This is a genomic window from Mesorhizobium sp. WSM4836, assembly GCF_055811815.1.
Window position 1 is genome coordinate 131,638 of record NZ_JBVVQF010000007.1, and the last position, 15,563, is coordinate 147,200.

At 62.8% G+C, this 15,563-nt stretch carries 17 protein-coding genes; 10 read left to right on the plus strand and 7 right to left on the minus strand.

Annotated elements, in window-relative coordinates:
• Positions 1-15: 15 nt before the first annotated feature.
• Both AC0L2P_RS11350 and AC0L2P_RS11355 read right to left on the minus strand, forming a co-directional pair.
• Positions 16-438, minus strand: coding sequence for a VOC family protein (locus AC0L2P_RS11350; protein WP_473501291.1), 423 nt, complete (start codon positions 436-438; stop codon positions 16-18).
• 9 nt (positions 439-447) lie between these two features.
• Entirely contained in the window at positions 448-1,269 is an 822-nt protein-coding gene (locus tag AC0L2P_RS11355) for an enoyl-CoA hydratase (protein ID WP_473501292.1), read from the minus strand.
• Between the two features lie 150 nt (positions 1,270-1,419).
• Here AC0L2P_RS11355 and AC0L2P_RS11360 point away from each other — a divergent pair, with 150 nt between their 5' ends.
• The 5 genes from AC0L2P_RS11360 (at position 1,420) to rpsI (ending at position 3,746) form a co-directional block, all read left to right on the plus strand.
• The gene (locus AC0L2P_RS11360) at positions 1,420-1,875 is read left to right on the plus strand and encodes a PaaI family thioesterase (protein ID WP_473501293.1); all 456 of its coding nucleotides are present in this window, start codon (positions 1,420-1,422) and stop codon (positions 1,873-1,875) included.
• A 54-nt stretch (positions 1,876-1,929) separates the two neighbouring features.
• Positions 1,930-2,115, plus strand: coding sequence for a type II toxin-antitoxin system HicA family toxin (locus AC0L2P_RS11365; RefSeq protein ID WP_473501294.1), 186 nt, complete (start codon positions 1,930-1,932; stop codon positions 2,113-2,115).
• A gap of 27 nt (positions 2,116-2,142) precedes the next feature.
• Complete coding sequence (locus AC0L2P_RS11370) at positions 2,143-2,541, plus strand: type II toxin-antitoxin system HicB family antitoxin (RefSeq protein WP_473501295.1); 399 nt, start codon at positions 2,143-2,145, stop codon at positions 2,539-2,541.
• A 256-nt stretch (positions 2,542-2,797) separates the two neighbouring features.
• A complete protein-coding gene (gene rplM, locus AC0L2P_RS11375) occupies positions 2,798-3,262 on the plus strand; it encodes a 50S ribosomal protein L13 (RefSeq protein ID WP_473501296.1) in 465 nt (154 codons plus the stop codon).
• A gap of 1 nt (position 3,263) precedes the next feature.
• Positions 3,264-3,746 carry a 30S ribosomal protein S9 gene (gene rpsI, locus AC0L2P_RS11380; protein ID WP_473501297.1) on the plus strand — a complete coding sequence of 161 codons (483 nt, stop codon included), beginning with the start codon at positions 3,264-3,266 and terminating at the stop codon, positions 3,744-3,746.
• 111 nt (positions 3,747-3,857) lie between these two features.
• Here the strand turns inward: rpsI and AC0L2P_RS11385 are convergent, their stop codons facing one another.
• Positions 3,858-4,760 (minus strand): LysR family transcriptional regulator, encoded by a 903-nt coding sequence (locus AC0L2P_RS11385; RefSeq protein WP_473501298.1) that lies wholly within the window; start codon positions 4,758-4,760, stop codon positions 3,858-3,860.
• Positions 4,761-4,854: 94 nt separating this feature from the next.
• On the opposite strand from AC0L2P_RS11385, the gene AC0L2P_RS11390 reads away from it, so the two are divergent.
• A complete protein-coding gene (locus AC0L2P_RS11390) occupies positions 4,855-5,727 on the plus strand; it encodes an aldo/keto reductase family oxidoreductase (protein WP_473501299.1) in 873 nt (290 codons plus the stop codon).
• Positions 5,728-5,833: 106 nt separating this feature from the next.
• Here AC0L2P_RS11390 and AC0L2P_RS11395 read toward each other — a convergent pair whose 3' ends face one another.
• Positions 5,834-6,892, minus strand: coding sequence for a glycerophosphodiester phosphodiesterase family protein (locus tag AC0L2P_RS11395; RefSeq protein ID WP_473501300.1), 1,059 nt, complete (start codon positions 6,890-6,892; stop codon positions 5,834-5,836).
• A gap of 304 nt (positions 6,893-7,196) precedes the next feature.
• Between AC0L2P_RS11395 and speB the strand changes: the two genes are divergently transcribed.
• Together speB and argC are read left to right on the plus strand one after the other, a co-directional pair.
• Positions 7,197-8,204: an agmatinase gene (gene speB / locus AC0L2P_RS11400; RefSeq protein WP_473501301.1), complete on the plus strand. Its 1,008-nt coding sequence runs from the start codon at positions 7,197-7,199 to the stop codon at positions 8,202-8,204.
• Between the two features lie 29 nt (positions 8,205-8,233).
• Positions 8,234-9,160, plus strand: a complete 927-nt coding sequence (argC, locus tag AC0L2P_RS11405; RefSeq protein WP_473501302.1) for an N-acetyl-gamma-glutamyl-phosphate reductase — start codon at positions 8,234-8,236, stop codon at positions 9,158-9,160.
• A gap of 134 nt (positions 9,161-9,294) precedes the next feature.
• Here the strand turns inward: argC and AC0L2P_RS11410 are convergent, their stop codons facing one another.
• Positions 9,295-10,383, minus strand: a complete 1,089-nt coding sequence (locus AC0L2P_RS11410; protein ID WP_473501303.1) for a COX15/CtaA family protein — start codon at positions 10,381-10,383, stop codon at positions 9,295-9,297.
• A gap of 151 nt (positions 10,384-10,534) precedes the next feature.
• Here AC0L2P_RS11410 and AC0L2P_RS11415 point away from each other — a divergent pair, with 151 nt between their 5' ends.
• Entirely contained in the window at positions 10,535-10,762 is a 228-nt protein-coding gene (locus tag AC0L2P_RS11415) for a DUF2842 domain-containing protein (RefSeq protein WP_352865657.1), read from the plus strand.
• On the opposite strand, the gene AC0L2P_RS11420 is transcribed toward AC0L2P_RS11415, so the two are convergent.
• The gene (locus tag AC0L2P_RS11420; protein ID WP_473501304.1) at positions 10,759-11,817 is read right to left on the minus strand and encodes a polysaccharide deacetylase family protein; all 1,059 of its coding nucleotides are present in this window, start codon (positions 11,815-11,817) and stop codon (positions 10,759-10,761) included. The genes AC0L2P_RS11415 and AC0L2P_RS11420 overlap by 4 nt on opposite strands.
• Positions 11,818-11,906: 89 nt before the next feature.
• On the opposite strand from AC0L2P_RS11420, the gene AC0L2P_RS11425 reads away from it, so the two are divergent.
• Positions 11,907-13,136 (plus strand): GNAT family N-acetyltransferase, encoded by a 1,230-nt coding sequence (locus AC0L2P_RS11425; RefSeq protein WP_473501305.1) that lies wholly within the window; start codon positions 11,907-11,909, stop codon positions 13,134-13,136.
• 21 nt (positions 13,137-13,157) lie between these two features.
• Here the strand turns inward: AC0L2P_RS11425 and AC0L2P_RS11430 are convergent, their stop codons facing one another.
• On the minus strand, positions 13,158-15,407 hold the full coding sequence (locus AC0L2P_RS11430) for a GumC family protein (RefSeq protein ID WP_473501306.1): 2,250 nt from the start codon (positions 15,405-15,407) through the stop codon (positions 13,158-13,160).
• Between the last annotated feature and the right edge of the window lie 156 nt (positions 15,408-15,563).

Sequence of the window (15,563 nt, forward strand, 5' to 3'; positions counted from 1 at the left end):
GGGCCAGGAAAGCCTTCAGCCCGGCAGCGAAATCGATCCGTCTTCCGCGATCGGAAAAGCCGGATTGTGCGCCACTTCCCAGACATGCCCGTCCGCATCGGCGAAATAGCCATACCAGCCGCCCCAGAAGGCGCGTTGCGCCGGCTTGACGATACGGCCGCCGGCCTTCTCGGCCATTGCCAGCACTGCATCGACCTCGGCGTCGGAGCGGGTGTTGTAGGCAAGGTAGACCGCCGACGGCGCCCTGGAGAAGGTAACGCCCGAATCCTCTTCGGCGCTTGGGCGCGGAAACAGGGCAAGGATGGCGCCACCCATCTGGAAGAAGGCAACGCCGTCGGTGATCCCGGCATGGCGGGTCAGGCCCATCGCCTCATAGAAGCGCGTGGCGCGGTCGAGATCGTCCGTGGCGATGGTGATGATGGAGATGCGCGGTTCCATATCCGCCTCCTATTCCTCCGGCCATTCCGGCTTGCGCTTGCCGATGAAGGCGCCAATTCCCTCTTCCGCATCGCGCGCCAGCATGTTCTCGACCATGACGCGCCCGGTGTAATCATAGGCCTCTGCCAGCCCCAGTTCCGCCTGCTGGTAGAAGGCCTCTTTGCCGATCTTGACGACCAAGGACGATTTGGACGCAATGGTTTGCGCGTATTTGGTGGCAATCTGATTGAGATATTCGCGCGGCACGACGCGGTTGACCAAGCCGAATTCCCTGGCGGTTGCGGCATCGATCGTTTCGCCGGTCAAAAGCATCTCCATGGCGTGCTTGCGCGAGACGTTGCGCGACAGCGCCACCATCGGCGTCGAGCAGAACAGTCCGATGTTGACGCCAGGCGTGCAGAAGGTCGCCTCGTGCGAAGCGATGGCGAGGTCGCAACTGGCGACCAGCTGCAATCCGGCCGCCGTCGCCAGTCCGTCTATCTCGGCGATCACCGGCTTAGGATGGCGAACGATCGCCTGCATCAGCGCGGCGCAGGCGGAAAACGTCTTTTCGAAGAAGGCCCTGCCGCGATCGGCATCGGCCCGGTGCGTACTCAACTCCTTGAGGTCGTGCCCGGCGCAGAACACTTTGCCGGCCGCCCCAAGGACGATGACGCGGACGGACTTGTCGGCCTTGGCGCGGTCAAGTTCCGTCGTCATCGCCGCCATCACCGCAAGCGAAAGAGCATTGGCCGGCGGATTGGCGAGCGTCAGGCGCAGCACGCCCTTGTCCAGCCGGGCGGCGACCGGCCTTTCGGCAACGGCAGGCTTGATGGCGACGATTTCGGCCATGGGTCGTTCCTCCGCGATTCCGGATCGGCGATCGACTAATCTAGTCGCGGGTCTCGCTTCGTCCAACACCCCGCTTCTGCCACAATGAATGGCTGTTGCCAGAAATGGCACGCTACGCTCATACAGGCAGGCGCAAAACGAGGGACCGACATGCCTGCCCAAAGCAATCTCAAGCCAGTGCTGACGGCTGCCGAAATCAACGCACTGATGGCGACCGTCTTCCCGCAGCTCAACGACCAGTTCACCTTCTATGAGGCGTTGGAGGTGTTTCCAGGCGGTTGTGTCGTGCGACTCAACGCCGACGAGCGCCATTTGCGTCCCGGCAGCACCGTGTCGGGTTCGTCGCTGTTCACGCTGGCCGACATAGGCGGTTACGTCTGCGTGCTCTCGCATGCCGGGCCGGATGCTCTTTCGGTTACCACCAGTCTCAACATCAATTTTGTCCGCAAGGCCGAGGCCGGGCCTATCGACGGCCATTGCCGCATCCTGAAGCTGGGCAAGAGCCTCATGGTGTTCGATATCGACATCGTCGCCGGCCCGGAGGGACACACGGTAGCGCACGCAACGGGCACCTATTCGATCCCGCCGAAGCGAGCACCGGCCTGATGCTTTCTATTGGAATTTTTCGATGATGTGTATATATGTGCGCATAGGTGATCTTTGCTTGAGCGTGATAGCCGCGAAATCGTGAAGCGTCTCCAGGATGACGGTTTCGAGCTGGTTTCGATACGCGGCTCACATCACAAGTTCCGAAAGGGCGAGATCGTGTTGATCGTTCCACATCCGGAGAAGGATCTACCAACCGGTACCGCTCGCGCCATCGCCAAGCAAGCGGGCTGGATATAGGCGACCTGAAGCGTCTTGGAGGCTGAGATGAAGAACTATTTCGCATTGGTCGATAAAGATCCCGACAGCGCGTTCGGCATTCGCTTTCCCGACATTCCCGGCTGCTTTTCAGCAGCGGATAAGGCGGAAGACATCGTACCAAATGCAGTCGAAGCGTTGCAATTGTGGGCGGAGGACATGCCTGTTCCCGAACCATCCAGCCACGAGGCGATCATCGCGCTTGCTGATATACGCCAAGCACTTGCTGAAGGAGGCTATCTGGTCTCGGTACCACTCATAGACAATGACAGTGCCGTCGTGAGGGCGAATGTAACTTTTGAGCGCGGCGTCTTGCGGGCGATCGACGCGGCAGCGCGCGACCGAGGCATAACGCGATCCGCATTCCTCTCCAGCGCAGCTCGCAAGGAAATCGAGGCAAAGCACTGAGAACCGTCTGACACCGAACCATGTCGTTATGTGGTAAAATGATACCTTTAACCCAAGTCTTTGTTTTTATGTAACTTTATCTTCCGGCAAGCATTTCATGCGCCTTGACGCGGTCGGCACCCTCCCTTATAAGCCGTGACCAAGCAGCGGCCCGCAAAGGCCGCCGTTTTGTTATTGGCGGCGGGCAAGCGCTCTCAGTCAATCCAAGCAACAAGAAACGCCTTCTTTTGAAGGTCCGAACCGAAAGCAACAATCCATGGCAACCTTTTCGCAGAAGCCTGCGGATGTGGTGAAGAAGTGGGTGCTGATCGACGCCGAGGGTCTCGTCGTCGGCCGTCTCGCCACTGTCATCGCCAATCATCTTCGCGGCAAGCACAAGCCCACCTTCACCCCGCATGTCGACGACGGTGACAACGTCATCGTCATCAATGCCGACAAGGTGGTGCTCACCGGCAAGAAGTTCACCGACAAGGTCTATTACTGGCACACCGGCCACCCCGGCGGCGTCAAGGAGCGCACCGCGCGGCAGCTGCTCGAGGGCCGCTTTCCCGAGCGCGTCGTGGAGAAGGCCGTCGAACGCATGATCCCGCGCGGCCCGCTCGGCCGTCGCCAGATGAAGAACCTCCGCGTCTATGCAGGCACGGAACATCCGCATGTCGCTCAGCAGCCCGTCGTGCTCGATGTGGCCAAGCTGAACGCCAAGAACAAGAAGGTTTCGTAAGATGGCTGAGCTTTCCTCGCTCGCAGAACTCGGAACTGCCACCGGCAACACCAACACTCAGCCGGCAGCACTCATCCATGTCCAGAAGCTCGACAAATCGGGCCGCGCCTATGCCACGGGCAAGCGCAAGAACGCCATCGCGCGTGTCTGGGTGAAGCCCGGCTCCGGCAAGATCGTCGTCAACGACAAGGTGTTCGCAGAATATTTCGCGCGCCCGGTCCTGCAGATGATACTCAACCAGCCGATCATCGCCGCCAACCGCGCCGGCCAGTACGACATCGTTGCCACCGTCATCGGCGGCGGCCTCTCCGGCCAGGCCGGTGCCGTGCGCCACGGCATCTCCAAGGCGCTGACCTACTACGAGCCGGCGCTGCGCGCCGTACTCAAGAAGGGTGGCTTCCTGACCCGCGACAGCCGTGTCGTCGAGCGCAAGAAGTATGGCAAGGCGAAGGCCCGCCGGAGCTTCCAGTTCTCCAAGCGCTAAGCGCTGCGCAATTAGACACTATCGAAAGGCCGCCTCCGGGTGGCCTTTTCTTTTCGTACAGGGGCATGTCCCCACCAGTGTCTGCGGCGGGGTTCATGCCTGGCGCAAACCTCAGGTCCGGCTGTCCTTGATGAAGTCGATAAACGCCCGCAGCGGCGCCGGCACGAGGCGCCGGCCGGGATAATAAAGGAACGGCCCGGAAAAGCTCTGCCACCAGGGTTCAAGCACCGGTTCGAGCGCCCCGCTCTCGAAGTGAGGGCGCAGCCAATCCTCGAACAGGCTGACGATGCCTGTGCCGGCGATGGCTGCATCGACCTTGAGGTCGGTCGCCCCGCCCAGTGTCACGACAAGCGGCCCACTTGGGTCGACCCGCACCACCTCGCCGTCGCGCTCGAATTCCCACGGCGGCATCGCACGGCTGGCAAAGCGGCCGCGCAGGCAGGCGTGGCCGAGCAGGTCGCGCGGGTGCTGCGGGCGGCCGTGACGATCCAGGTAGGCAGGGCTGGCGGCGGTGGCGAAGCGCTGCACGCGCGGTCCGATCGGCACGGCGATCATGTCCTGCTCCAGCCGCTCGTCATAGCGGATGCCGGCGTCGCAGCCCGCCGCCAGCACATCGACAAAGCTCTCCTCGGCGATTACCTCCAGCCGGATGCCGGGATAGGCGGCAAGGAACCGCGGGACGATGCCGGGCAGGACCAGCCGCGCCGCGCTGACCGGCACGTTGAGGCGCAGCGAGCCGGCCGGCCTGTCGCGAAAGCCGTTCACCACGTCCAGCGCTGATTGCACTTCGGTCAAGGCTGGACCGAGCCGCGCCAGCAGACCTTCACCGGCTTCCGTCAGGACAACGCTGCGGGTCGTCCGATTGAGCAGCCTGACACCGAGCTGCGTCTCCAGGCGCCGCACTGCCTCGCTCAAGCCGGACGCACTGCCGCCGCTGGCGCGTGCCGCATCTCGAAACCCTTTGGCACGCGCTACGGCCACGAAGGCGTTCAGATCCCCGAGATCAATCTGCATTGTTCGTCATTCCGCACAGCCCGTGCGAATTGTACCCAATTATCATGAGATCGGACAGCGTCTATCTGTGCACCGTTCCTGAAGGAGAAAGACCATGTCCAGCGTCGACCAGTCCGGCACATTCATCCTCGGCGACCGCAAAGTCGGACGGCTCGGCTACGGCGCCATGCAGCTCGCAGGCCCCGGCGTCTTCGGCCCACCAAAAGACCGCGACGCCGCACTAGCCGTGCTGCGCGAAGCGGTTGCACAAGGCGTCAATCACATCGACACCAGCGACTTCTATGGCCCGCACGTGACCAACCTGTTGATCCGCGAAGCGCTCGGACCCTATCCCGACGACCTCGTTATCGTCACCAAGATCGGCGCCCGGCGCGGCCAGGACGGATCGTGGCTGCCTGCCTTCTCGACCGAAGAGCTTACCAAGGCGGTGCACGACAATCTGAGTAATCTCGGGCGCGACGTGCTGGAGGTGGTCAATCTTCGGATCATGTTCGACGCGCATGGCCCCGCCGAAGGGTCGATCGAGGCGCCGCTTACGACGCTCGCCGAGCTGCAGCGACAGGGCCTCGTGCGTCACATCGGGCTGAGCAACGTCACCGCTGAGCAGATCGCCGAAGGCCGCCGGATTTGCAAGATCGTCTCCGTGCAAAACCAGTACAATCTGGCGCACCGGGACGACGATGCCTTGATCGACGATCTCGCCAGCGACGGCATCGCCTATGTGCCGTTCTTCCCGCTTGGCGGCTTCAACCCGTTGCAGTCGTCGACCTTGTCCAAGGTCGCCGCACACCTCGGCGCCACGCCCATGCAGGTCGCGCTCGCTTGGCTGCTTCGCCGCGCGGCCAATATTCTTCTGATCCCCGGCACGTCTTCCGTTGGGCATCTGCGAGAGAATCTCGCCGCTGCCGACCTCGAACTGTCGGACGAGGTCGTCAAGGAGCTGGATGGTATGGCGAAGGCCGCTTGACCTGCGGACGAGGCGCGAGGCGCCGCCAAACGGTGTTGGAGACCAGCGAAGGCGGTGATGAGCCAATCTTCCCCTCGTGGGGGAGATTGGCAGCGCGACCGCCGGTCTAGTTGATGCTGGCCGTGTTGGCCGGCTCGGCAGGTCGCTTCTCACCGGCATAGGGCACGCGAAAACCGTTCGCCGCCAGCCAGCGTATGGCAGCTTTCGGCTCGTCGGTCTGGATGATGGTGGCGCCGTGCTCGACCCAGAAGCCGTAGGTCTCGCGCGGCAGGCTGGCCGCAACCGCCAGCTCGTCGCCGCGGCCACCGGCGAGGAAACCACCCGGCTTGTTGACGATGGCGTAGGTGTCGGCCCAGATGTGCCAGTCGCCCCTCACCGCCAGCGCGCGCATGCCCGGGCTGAACAGCGGACCGCCGGTCTCGGTCAGCGTCTCTGATCCTGCGCGCCAGTTGATCATCTCGACCGCGCGCACCGAGAAGGCCCGGCTGACTTTCTCGGCAAACATGGCGTCGCGAACCGCGTCATCGGCTATGATCGGCATGAACTGGAAGCCGCTGCCGATCGCGTCCATGGCAGCCCTGACCGTGGCGATCCTCTCGGCATTCCACAGGTTCTCCTTGACGATCACCTGTTCGGCCATGCCGAGATCGCGCGCAACCGCAATCATGCCCGTCAGGCTATCGACATCGAGCTTGTTGTCGAGATTGATGAGAATCCTGTCCCTGGTCGCCATCAACATTTCGCGCAACGTCGAGACCGTCTCGCCCGTAACGGCGCCGGTGCCTTCGATCACCAACCGGCACGTCTTGAGTTCGGCCAGCGTGCGGTTGACCACCTCGCCCTTGCAGGTCGTGGTGCGGTCAAGCCAGCTGTCATGCATGACGACGAATTCGCCGTCCTTCGAGCGCCTGATGTCGACCTCGACGATTTCGCCGCCCATTGCGATCGACGCCTCGACGGCGGCGATCGAGTTTTCGGGATAGAGCGTCTTGCCGGCCTGCATGCCGCCGGCGCGGTGCGCTGCCACCAACACATGGTCGCGCCATTGGTTGGCGTGCTCGAAGCGGTCGAGAATCTGCCTGGCGCGTGTTTCGCCTGCCGATGCATGGCCAAGGGAGACCGCCAGCGCCGCGGAAAGCAGAAGGCTCAGCCAAATCGTTCGCATGAGACAAGTCGTTCGCACGAGAATCGCTCCGTACCGGGATCGCACCCCGGTTAAGCGATGCCCGTGACAGGCAGGTGAACGAAGCCGGCTTGCAAAGTGCCGGAAAATCAGGTCAGCGCCGGCCGAAGCAGTCGGCGGCGGCCACTTTCGGTTGCTTGCCAGCAATCTCCTGGCCAGCCATGCGGGGTTTGCCTGGCGAGCAAGGATTTGTGACCGGATCGAATGGCCATGATCCTCCGCAGGGGTCGCAATTCTGAGAATTATGTCCAATAAGGTTGCGCGTCGACGCACAGGAGATCGCTTCATGCCGCCAAGGACCATCGATCACGCCTTCACCACCCGCTCCAGGACGGGTGCGTCGTTCGAGCCGACCTATGCCGGCGCGCTGTCGTTCATGCGGCGCAAATATTCGAAGGACGTGAAGGGCGCCGATGCGGTGGTGTGGGGCATTCCCTTCGACGCCGCGGTCACCAATCGGCCAGGCGCCCGTTTCGGACCGCAGGCGATCCGCCGCGCCTCGGCCATCCTCGACAACGACCCGCAATATCCGTTTTCGCGCGATCTGTTCGAACATCTTGCCGTGGTCGATTATGGCGACTGTCTGCTCGACAGCGGCAACCACCAGAAGACGCCGGCTACGATCGAACGTGAGGCGGCAAAGATCTTGAAATCCGGCGCCTTCCTGCTATCGCTCGGCGGCGATCATTTCGTCACCTGGCCGCTGCTCAAGGCGCATGTCGCCATCCACGGCCCGCTGGCCCTGGTGCAGTTCGACGCGCACCAGGATACCTGGCCCGACGACGGCAAGCGCCTCGATCACGGCTCCTTCGTCGGCCGTGCGGTCAAGGAGGGCATCATCGATCCCGACCGCTCGATCCAGATCGGCATCCGCACCCATGCGCCCGAAACGTTCGGCATCAAGATCCTGTATGGCCATGAAGTGGAGGAAATGCGGGCGTCCGAGATCGCCTATGCCATCGTCGACCGTACCGGCGGCAAGAAGACCTACGTTACTTTCGACATCGATTGCCTGGATCCGGCTTTCGCGCCCGGCACCGGAACGCCGGTCGCGGGAGGCCCGTCTTCGGCAAAGATACTGTCTGTACTGCGCCAGATCAACCAGGTCGATATCGTCGGCGCCGACGTCGTCGAGGTTGCGCCGGCCTATGATCACGCCGATATAACGGCAATTGCCGGCTCGATGGTGGCCATGCACTATCTTGGGCTGCTGGCCGAACGAAAGGCCCGGCTCGAGGAAATGAACCAGGGCAATCACAGCCTTGCCGGATTGAATCAGGCAAGCGGCATATAGCTTTAAGATAACGGGAATTTTGGCAGGCAATGAAACCGAAAATCTTCATCGACGGCGAACACGGCACCACCGGTCTGCAGATAAGGGCGCTGCTTGCCGAGCGCGGCGACCTGGAAATCATCTCCATCCCGACCGAGCGCCGCAAGGAAACGGCCGCGCGCGCCGAGCTCCTCAATGCCGCCGATGTCGCGATCCTATGCCTACCGGACACGGCCGCCAAGGAAAGCGTTTCGCTGATTTCCAATGACACCACCAAGGTGATCGACGCCTCGACGGCGCATCGCGTCGCCGAGGGCTGGGAATATGGTTTCGCCGAAATGGACAAGGACCAGGCGAGGAAGATCGCTTCGGCGAAGCGCGTCGCCAATCCGGGCTGCTGGCCGCAAGGACCGATCGCGACGCTACGGCCGCTGGTTGCGGCCGGGCTGCTGCCGTCGGATTTTCCGGTCACCGTCAACGGCATTTCAGGCTATTCCGGCGGCGGCCGGCCGATGATCGAGGATTATGTCGCCAAGGGCGAGGATGCGCCGGAATTCCTGCCTTACGGGCTGACGCTGCAGCACAAGCACGTGCCTGAGCTCAGGACCTATGCCAGGCTTTCGCACGATCCGATCATGCAGCCGGCTGTCGGCAATTTCGCGCAAGGCATGATCACCATGGTGCCGCTGCAACTCGGCGGCCTCGACCATGTGCCGACCGGCGCCGAGCTTCACGCGGCGATCGCCGATCATTTCGCTTCCATCAATGGCGGCGTGGTCGAGGTGGCGCCGTATCTGCATCAGGAACGCATGCCTGACATCGATCCGGAGATCTACAACGGCACCAACCGGATGAAGCTCTACGTCTTCGCCAACGACGATCGAGCGCAGGCGCTGCTGCTTGCGGTCTACGACAATCTCGGCAAAGGCGCCTCGGGTGCCGCCGTGCAGAACATGGATCTGATACTCGGCCTCTGAATGGATGCGCCGGCATTTTCGAAGCGCTGGAAGGTCGGCGCGCCCGATGTATGGGACCATGAAGATCGCAATGCGGTCGACGGAAACCGCGAGCTGGCGATTGCCGCGGCAATCCGGCGGGGTGCGGCTCAGCCTCAGAGAGCAATCTCGTGGGGCAGCGGGTAAGCGCCCTTGGTACCGCGCCAATGCGCGGCGGCGAAGCCCAGCAGAACCAGCGCGAATGCCTGATGCGTCAGGGCCATGTGCAGCGGCGCCTGCGTCAATAGCGTGCCGATGCCGATGGACGCCTGCACCACGACAATCAGGAACAGCAGCGTCGCGCGTCGGCCATGCGTCGTGCCCGGCAGACGCCGGCGTGTCGCGATCATGTGCCAGAGCGCGACCGCGAAGATCGTGTAGGCGCCGACCCGGTGGACGAACTGCACCGTCTTTGGGTTTTCGAAGAAATTGCGCCATGCCGGCTCCAATAGCAGCAGGTCGTCGGGGACCGGCTTGCCGTCCATCAGCGGCCAGGTGTTATAGCTTAAGCCAGCGTCAAGCCCCGCGACCAGCCCGCCGAGATATATCTGGACCAGCGCCAGCACCACCAGGAAGCCGGCCAGACGTTGCGTCGAGCGGTCGGCGGCTGGTTCGGAGTGTGGGGCCAATCCGCGTGCGACCACCATGGTCGCCGTGAAGATCAGCGCCGCCAGCGTCAGATGCGTCGCCAGCCGATATTGGCTGACCGAAACCCGGTCAACCAACCCGGACGCCACCATCCACCAGCCTATCGCACCCTGCAGCCCGCCGAGCAGGAGGATGCCCGATAATTTCGTGCCGAGGCCCCATTCGATGCGGCGCGTCGCCCAGAAGAACAGCAGCGGCAGGGCGAACACCACGCCGACACTGCGCGCCAGGATGCGGTGCACCCATTCCCACCAGAAGATCGATTTGAACGCCTCGATGCTCATGCCCTTGTTGAGTTCGGCATACTGCGGGATCTGCTGGTAGCGCAGGAACTCCTCCTGCCACTCGGCATCATTGAGCGGCGGGATAACGCCGTGTATCGGCTGCCATTCGGTGATCGACAGGCCGGAATTGGTGAGCCTTGTAGCGCCGCCGACCAGTACCAGCGCAAACAGCACCAGGAGCACGACATAGAGCCAACCGCGCACCAGCGCGCGGTTGCGAAGGTCGCGATCGCGGGCGGCGAAAGGCGCGGCATCGGATATGGCAGCAGCCATGGCTTTGTTCCGGCAGTTGAAGTGGCGGATTGGTGAACCATCGCGACCCGGCTTGCAAGACTGGACGGCGCGGCACGCCGTCGCGCCGTTTCTGGCGGGTTGCGCGCATCGATTGTTCGGCCTAAGCGATAGCGATCAACGAGATCGCGCCATGCCCATTCGCCTGAAAAAGCTGATCGGAAGCTTCCTGCTGGTAGTGCTGGTCATAGTCTATGCTCTCGTCGCCTCGATAGTGGCGGTTGCGCAGTTGTCGCAGTCCGGGCCGCTGGCGCACTTCATCTTCTTCCTGCTCAGCGGGCTTTTGTGGGTGCTGCCGGCGATGGGCATCATCAAATGGCTGATCCTGGAGCCGCGGCCGAAGAGCCGAGGCAACAGTTAAATCGTCACCACCGTCTTGCCGGCATTGGCCAGCGGCGTCGTAACGCCCGACAACATTGTTCGGATGTGGGCGACGCTCTGATAGCGGCCGTTGACCGAAATGCGCGGCAGGGCATGCAGGAACCCGGCATGCTCGGCTCGGAGTATGCCGTGGCGGGTCGTCACCGCCGAGGCATAGCCGGCATTGCGCACAAGGCCGACTTCGCGGTGGCCGACGGCACTGGCATAACCGTAGGGATAGGCGAAATGGCGCGGTTCCTCGCCGAGTTTGGCCTGCAATATGCGTTTGACGTCGCCGATCTCATGCCGTGCATCGGTCTCGGAAAGCCGCTTCAGATTGCAGTGATTGACGCTATGCGCGCCGATCGTCACCAGCGGGTGCGCGGCCATGGCGCGGATCTCGTCCCAGTTCATCAGCATGCTCGGGCGCGGACCGCCCAGCTCGATGCCGTTCGAGCGCGCCAGATCGCGCAACACCGCACGCTGGTCCTGCTCGCGCACCTTCAGCGTCAGATGAGCGTGCAGGCGCGCATTGGCCTGGACCTTTTTTCCCGGACTCGAGCAGTCGATCGTCACCGGGCCATCCGGCGTCGTCAGCGTCAGGCGATCGCGCGCGTTGACAATGTCCTCGACCACGTCCCACCACAAATCGGCAGCGCCGTCGATCAGTCCCGGCGCGACGTAGATGGTGATCGGCGCCCCATGGTTCTCCAGCACCGGCAGCGCCTCGGTCATGTTGTCTCGATAGGCGTCGTCGGCGGTGATCGTCGCAAACTGGCCGTCCTTGTCGCCAGCCTTCATGCGCTCAATCGCCTCGTCCAGCGTGACGAAACTGTAGCCGTTCGCCTTCATGTCGGCGATCACCGTGTCGAGAAACCCAGGCGCGATGTTCAAGTGTCGGTTGACGCCGTTCGGCTTTTCCGGCGTCGCGGTGACCCGATGCAGCATCAGGATGGCGCCGAGGCCGCCGATAAACGGCTTGGCCAACGGCGCGAGACCGGAATAGCGGGCGAGATTGAGCGCCAGTTTGCGGATTGCCTCGCCCCCGTCGATCATTCATTCACCTTTTGCGCCTAGGCTCATCAAGCATGGAATGCGCCTGCGCGGACCCCCAATCGCGACGAATACGCCCTAAGGATTGAGGTATGGTTGACGCCTCCGCGTCATTTGACGGCAATCGGCTGACAAGCAGCGAGGCGTCGCCGTGTGCCTTGCCGGCCGGCAAAGCCGGCCTGTCAACCTCGGTCGCCGATGGTGCGGCGCTGGCGGCGTACGCAGAATTCTGCCGTTCGGCGCTTTTTGCCCCGGCGCAGAGCGCAGGCTGGATCCTGAATTGGGCCGCACATACCGGCGCCGACGTTGTCGTTGCGATGCTGCGCGCCGAGGACAGACCGGTTTTCTCGCTGGCGCTGGAGGTCACTCGCAGTGGAGTGTTCCGCATCGCCCGCTTTATGGGCGGCCGCCATGCCAACGGCAATTTTGCCGCCGCCGACCGGCAATGGCTGGCGAATGCCGATAGCGCGGCGATCCGTTCGATGCTGGCCGTGATTGCCAAGGCGCGGCGCGACATCGATCTTGTTGCGCTGGAGCGGCTGCTGCCCGATCTCGACGGCGTTGCCAACCCGCTCTCCACCCTGCCGCATTTTTCGAGCCCCAATCTGTCGCTGGCCGCCGGTCTTGTGGGAGGATTTGATGCACTGCTCACTCGCGTGAGCGGCAAGCGCAGGCCCAAAAAGCATCGCTCGCAGGCGCGCAAATTAGAGGCCGTCGGCAGCTATCGTCGCATCGAGGCGAGGACTGCGGACGAGGTGAACATGCTGCTCGACGCCTTTTTCGAGATGAAGGAATTCCGCTTCCGCAAGATGGGTATCGCTAATGTTTTCGGTGAGGCCGAGGTGCGTGCTTTTTTTCGCTCGCTGTTTACCGAAGCGCTTCAAGAGGAATATCCGTCCTTCGTCCTGCATGGGCTGGAGGTCGCCGGCAAGCTTCGCGCAGTCACCGGATCGAGCCACTCGGGCAAGCGGCTGATCTGCGAATTCGGAGCGATCGCCGAGGACGACCTCGCACACACCAGCCCCGGCGACTTCCTGTTCTTCGAGAACATACAGGAAGCCTGCGAGACGGGTTTTGAAATCTATGATTTCTCAGTCGGCGACGAACCCTACAAGCGATTGTGGTGCGACCTCGAAACGCAGCATTTCGAGGTGCTGGTTCCGCTGACGCTGAAAGGTCGCGCGCTGGCGCTTGCGCTCAGGCACGGCGCAAGCTTGAAGGCATTCATCAAGCACAGTCCAATGGTCTGGAGGCTGACCAAGCTGCTGCGCCGCAAGGCCGTGGGGCAGACAGCACCGGCCGCAGGCGAAGACGACAGCTGATTTCGATTTGAGAAAACTGCCTCAGGCGGCCGAGCGCCGCCCCGGCATTGGCCCCGGCGCCACATGGCCGATCGGCGTGACCAGCGTCAGGTCGGGATAGCCGCTCTCGATGAGCGCGACCGCGGCCTGCGTCACCTCGTCGTCCGGTTCCAGCATGGAGAGCAAGACCTCGGTCCCCTCGCCCACCAGGCGGCTGATGCCCTGCGCGTCGGCCGGTCCGCATTCGACCACGACCAGATCATAGGCGGTGGTCAGCGACTGCATGATGATCGGCAGCCGGTCGGCGGCGCGCATGGCGCGGACCGGATCGGCTGTGCCGATGGGAATCACGTGGCAGTCCGAATAAAGATCGGGCTGGATCACGTCGCTGAACTGCGCTTGCGAGGCGAGCAGATCGGTGATGCCCGGAAAAAGCCCGCTGTCCAGCATCGGCCGCGAGGCCGCACCCGAAGCGGTGAGATCAAGCAGCAGCACGCGCAGCCCGGCATCGGAGACTGCGCGCGCCACCAGCACCGCCGAGGCAGCCGCCTCGTCGCCTTCCGGCGACACGAATATGGCGCGGGCGGCACCGGTGGCGATCAGTTTTTCCGCAGCCTTGTCGATGTCGACCTCGCCGAGGATAGAACGTGCCGGTTCAATGTCTCCAGCAGCCATTTCAGAATACTCCGGTTCGATTTTCTCGGCAGCCGCTTCCGTCACCACGATGGGTTCCGGCTCCACTTTGGTTTCGATAATCTTGTCGTCGTCGGTCTCATCGATCTCGGCGGCTGCCGGTTCGGGCCGGGCAACCGGCGGGTCGGGCTCGGCCATCACGCGTTCGGCCTGGACAGCCGGCATCGCAACCTGCTCGATGCGCTCGAAATGGGCACCGGCGGCCGGACGCATGGCGCGGCCGGAAAACAGTTCCTGCAGCAGCGTGACAATCGCCATGATGAGCAACGAGCCGACAAAGGCCGCACTGACAATCGGACCGATCTTGGGGAAATAGGGTTCGGTTGGCACCTGGGCCTCCGAAAATACGCGAGCGTCGACAGGCAGGTAGTTGCGATCCTTGCGTGCGGCCGCCTGGAGATAGCTGGACGAATAGAGATCGAGCTGCTGGCGCTTGGTCGCGGCATCACGCTGCAGCGCATCGAGTTCCACCTGCTCTTCGCCGGCACGGGCGGACGCCGCCTTCAGCGTGTTGACGTCGGCCACGAGTTGAGCCTCTCGGGCCTTCGCCGTCTCGGCCTGCGCCATCAGACCCTTCATGATCTTTTCCGCTTCGTTGCGGATCTGGCGGTCGAGATCGGCGAGCTGCGACTTCAGCGCGCGGATGCGCGGATGATTGTCTAGCAAGGTGGTGGAAAGGTCGGCGATGTTGTTCTTGAGTTCGACTTGCCGCTCGCGCAGGCGCTGGATCAGATCGGAAGACAACACCTCCGGAACGGCATCCAGCGAGCCGCCATTGCGCAACGCCCTGCGCACGCCGTCAGCGGTCGCTTCCGCGGAAGCGCGGTTGGCGCGCACCCGTGACAGTTCGCTCGACAATTCGGACAGCTGCTGGGTGGCAAGCACCGAATTGTTGCCGCCAATCAAAAGATCGGACTGCGCACGGAATGCGGCAACCTTGGCTTCCGCCTCCTTCACCCGATTCCGCAGATCCGCGATTTCCGGCGCCAGAAAGTCGGTGGCGGCGGAATTCGATTCGAGCTTGGCGTTGCCCTTGGAGGCGATATAGGCGTTTGCAATGGCGTTCGGGATCGCGGCGGCAAGCTTTGGATCCTCTGACGAGAACTCGATTGCGATCGCGCGGGTTTTTTCAACGCCATAGACGTTGAGCTTCCTATGTATTGCGTCCAGCACACGCTCTTCCAGCGGAATCTCGAACGGATCGCTTTTCAAGCCAACAAGGACAAGGGCGCGGCTCAGCACCGACATCTTCAGCGCCTCGTCAAATTCAGGCAATTTCGCCAGGTTGAGCTTCGCCGCCACCTGCTTGAGGATGTCGGGGGACGAGATGATCTGGACCTCGGTGGCCACAGCCTCTTCGTCGGGAATCGACCGCTCGTTGCCGTTGGCCCCGGCTGGCCGCGTGAACTCCGATTCTCGAGGCCCGATCTCCAGCTTGGCTGCCGCCTTGTATTCGGGCGTTGCAAGCCAGGCGAGCGCAAAGGCCAGGCCGGTTACCACCAGCGCGACGACAACGATGCGCAGCCAGTTTTGCGCCAGGCTGGCGAAAAGCTGCCTGAGATCGACGTCGACATCTGCGGCCGCGGATTGAACGGACATGCATCCCTGCTCCGGTACTGAGTCAGCATGCACCGTAAACAACTATGGTAACTCAGCCGTTAATATCGCGGTAAGAACCCGTTAGGCTCTACTAATAAGCCACAAACAAGAGGCTGAAAATCATCTGCATTTGTCGATCCGGCCCGCATCGACCGT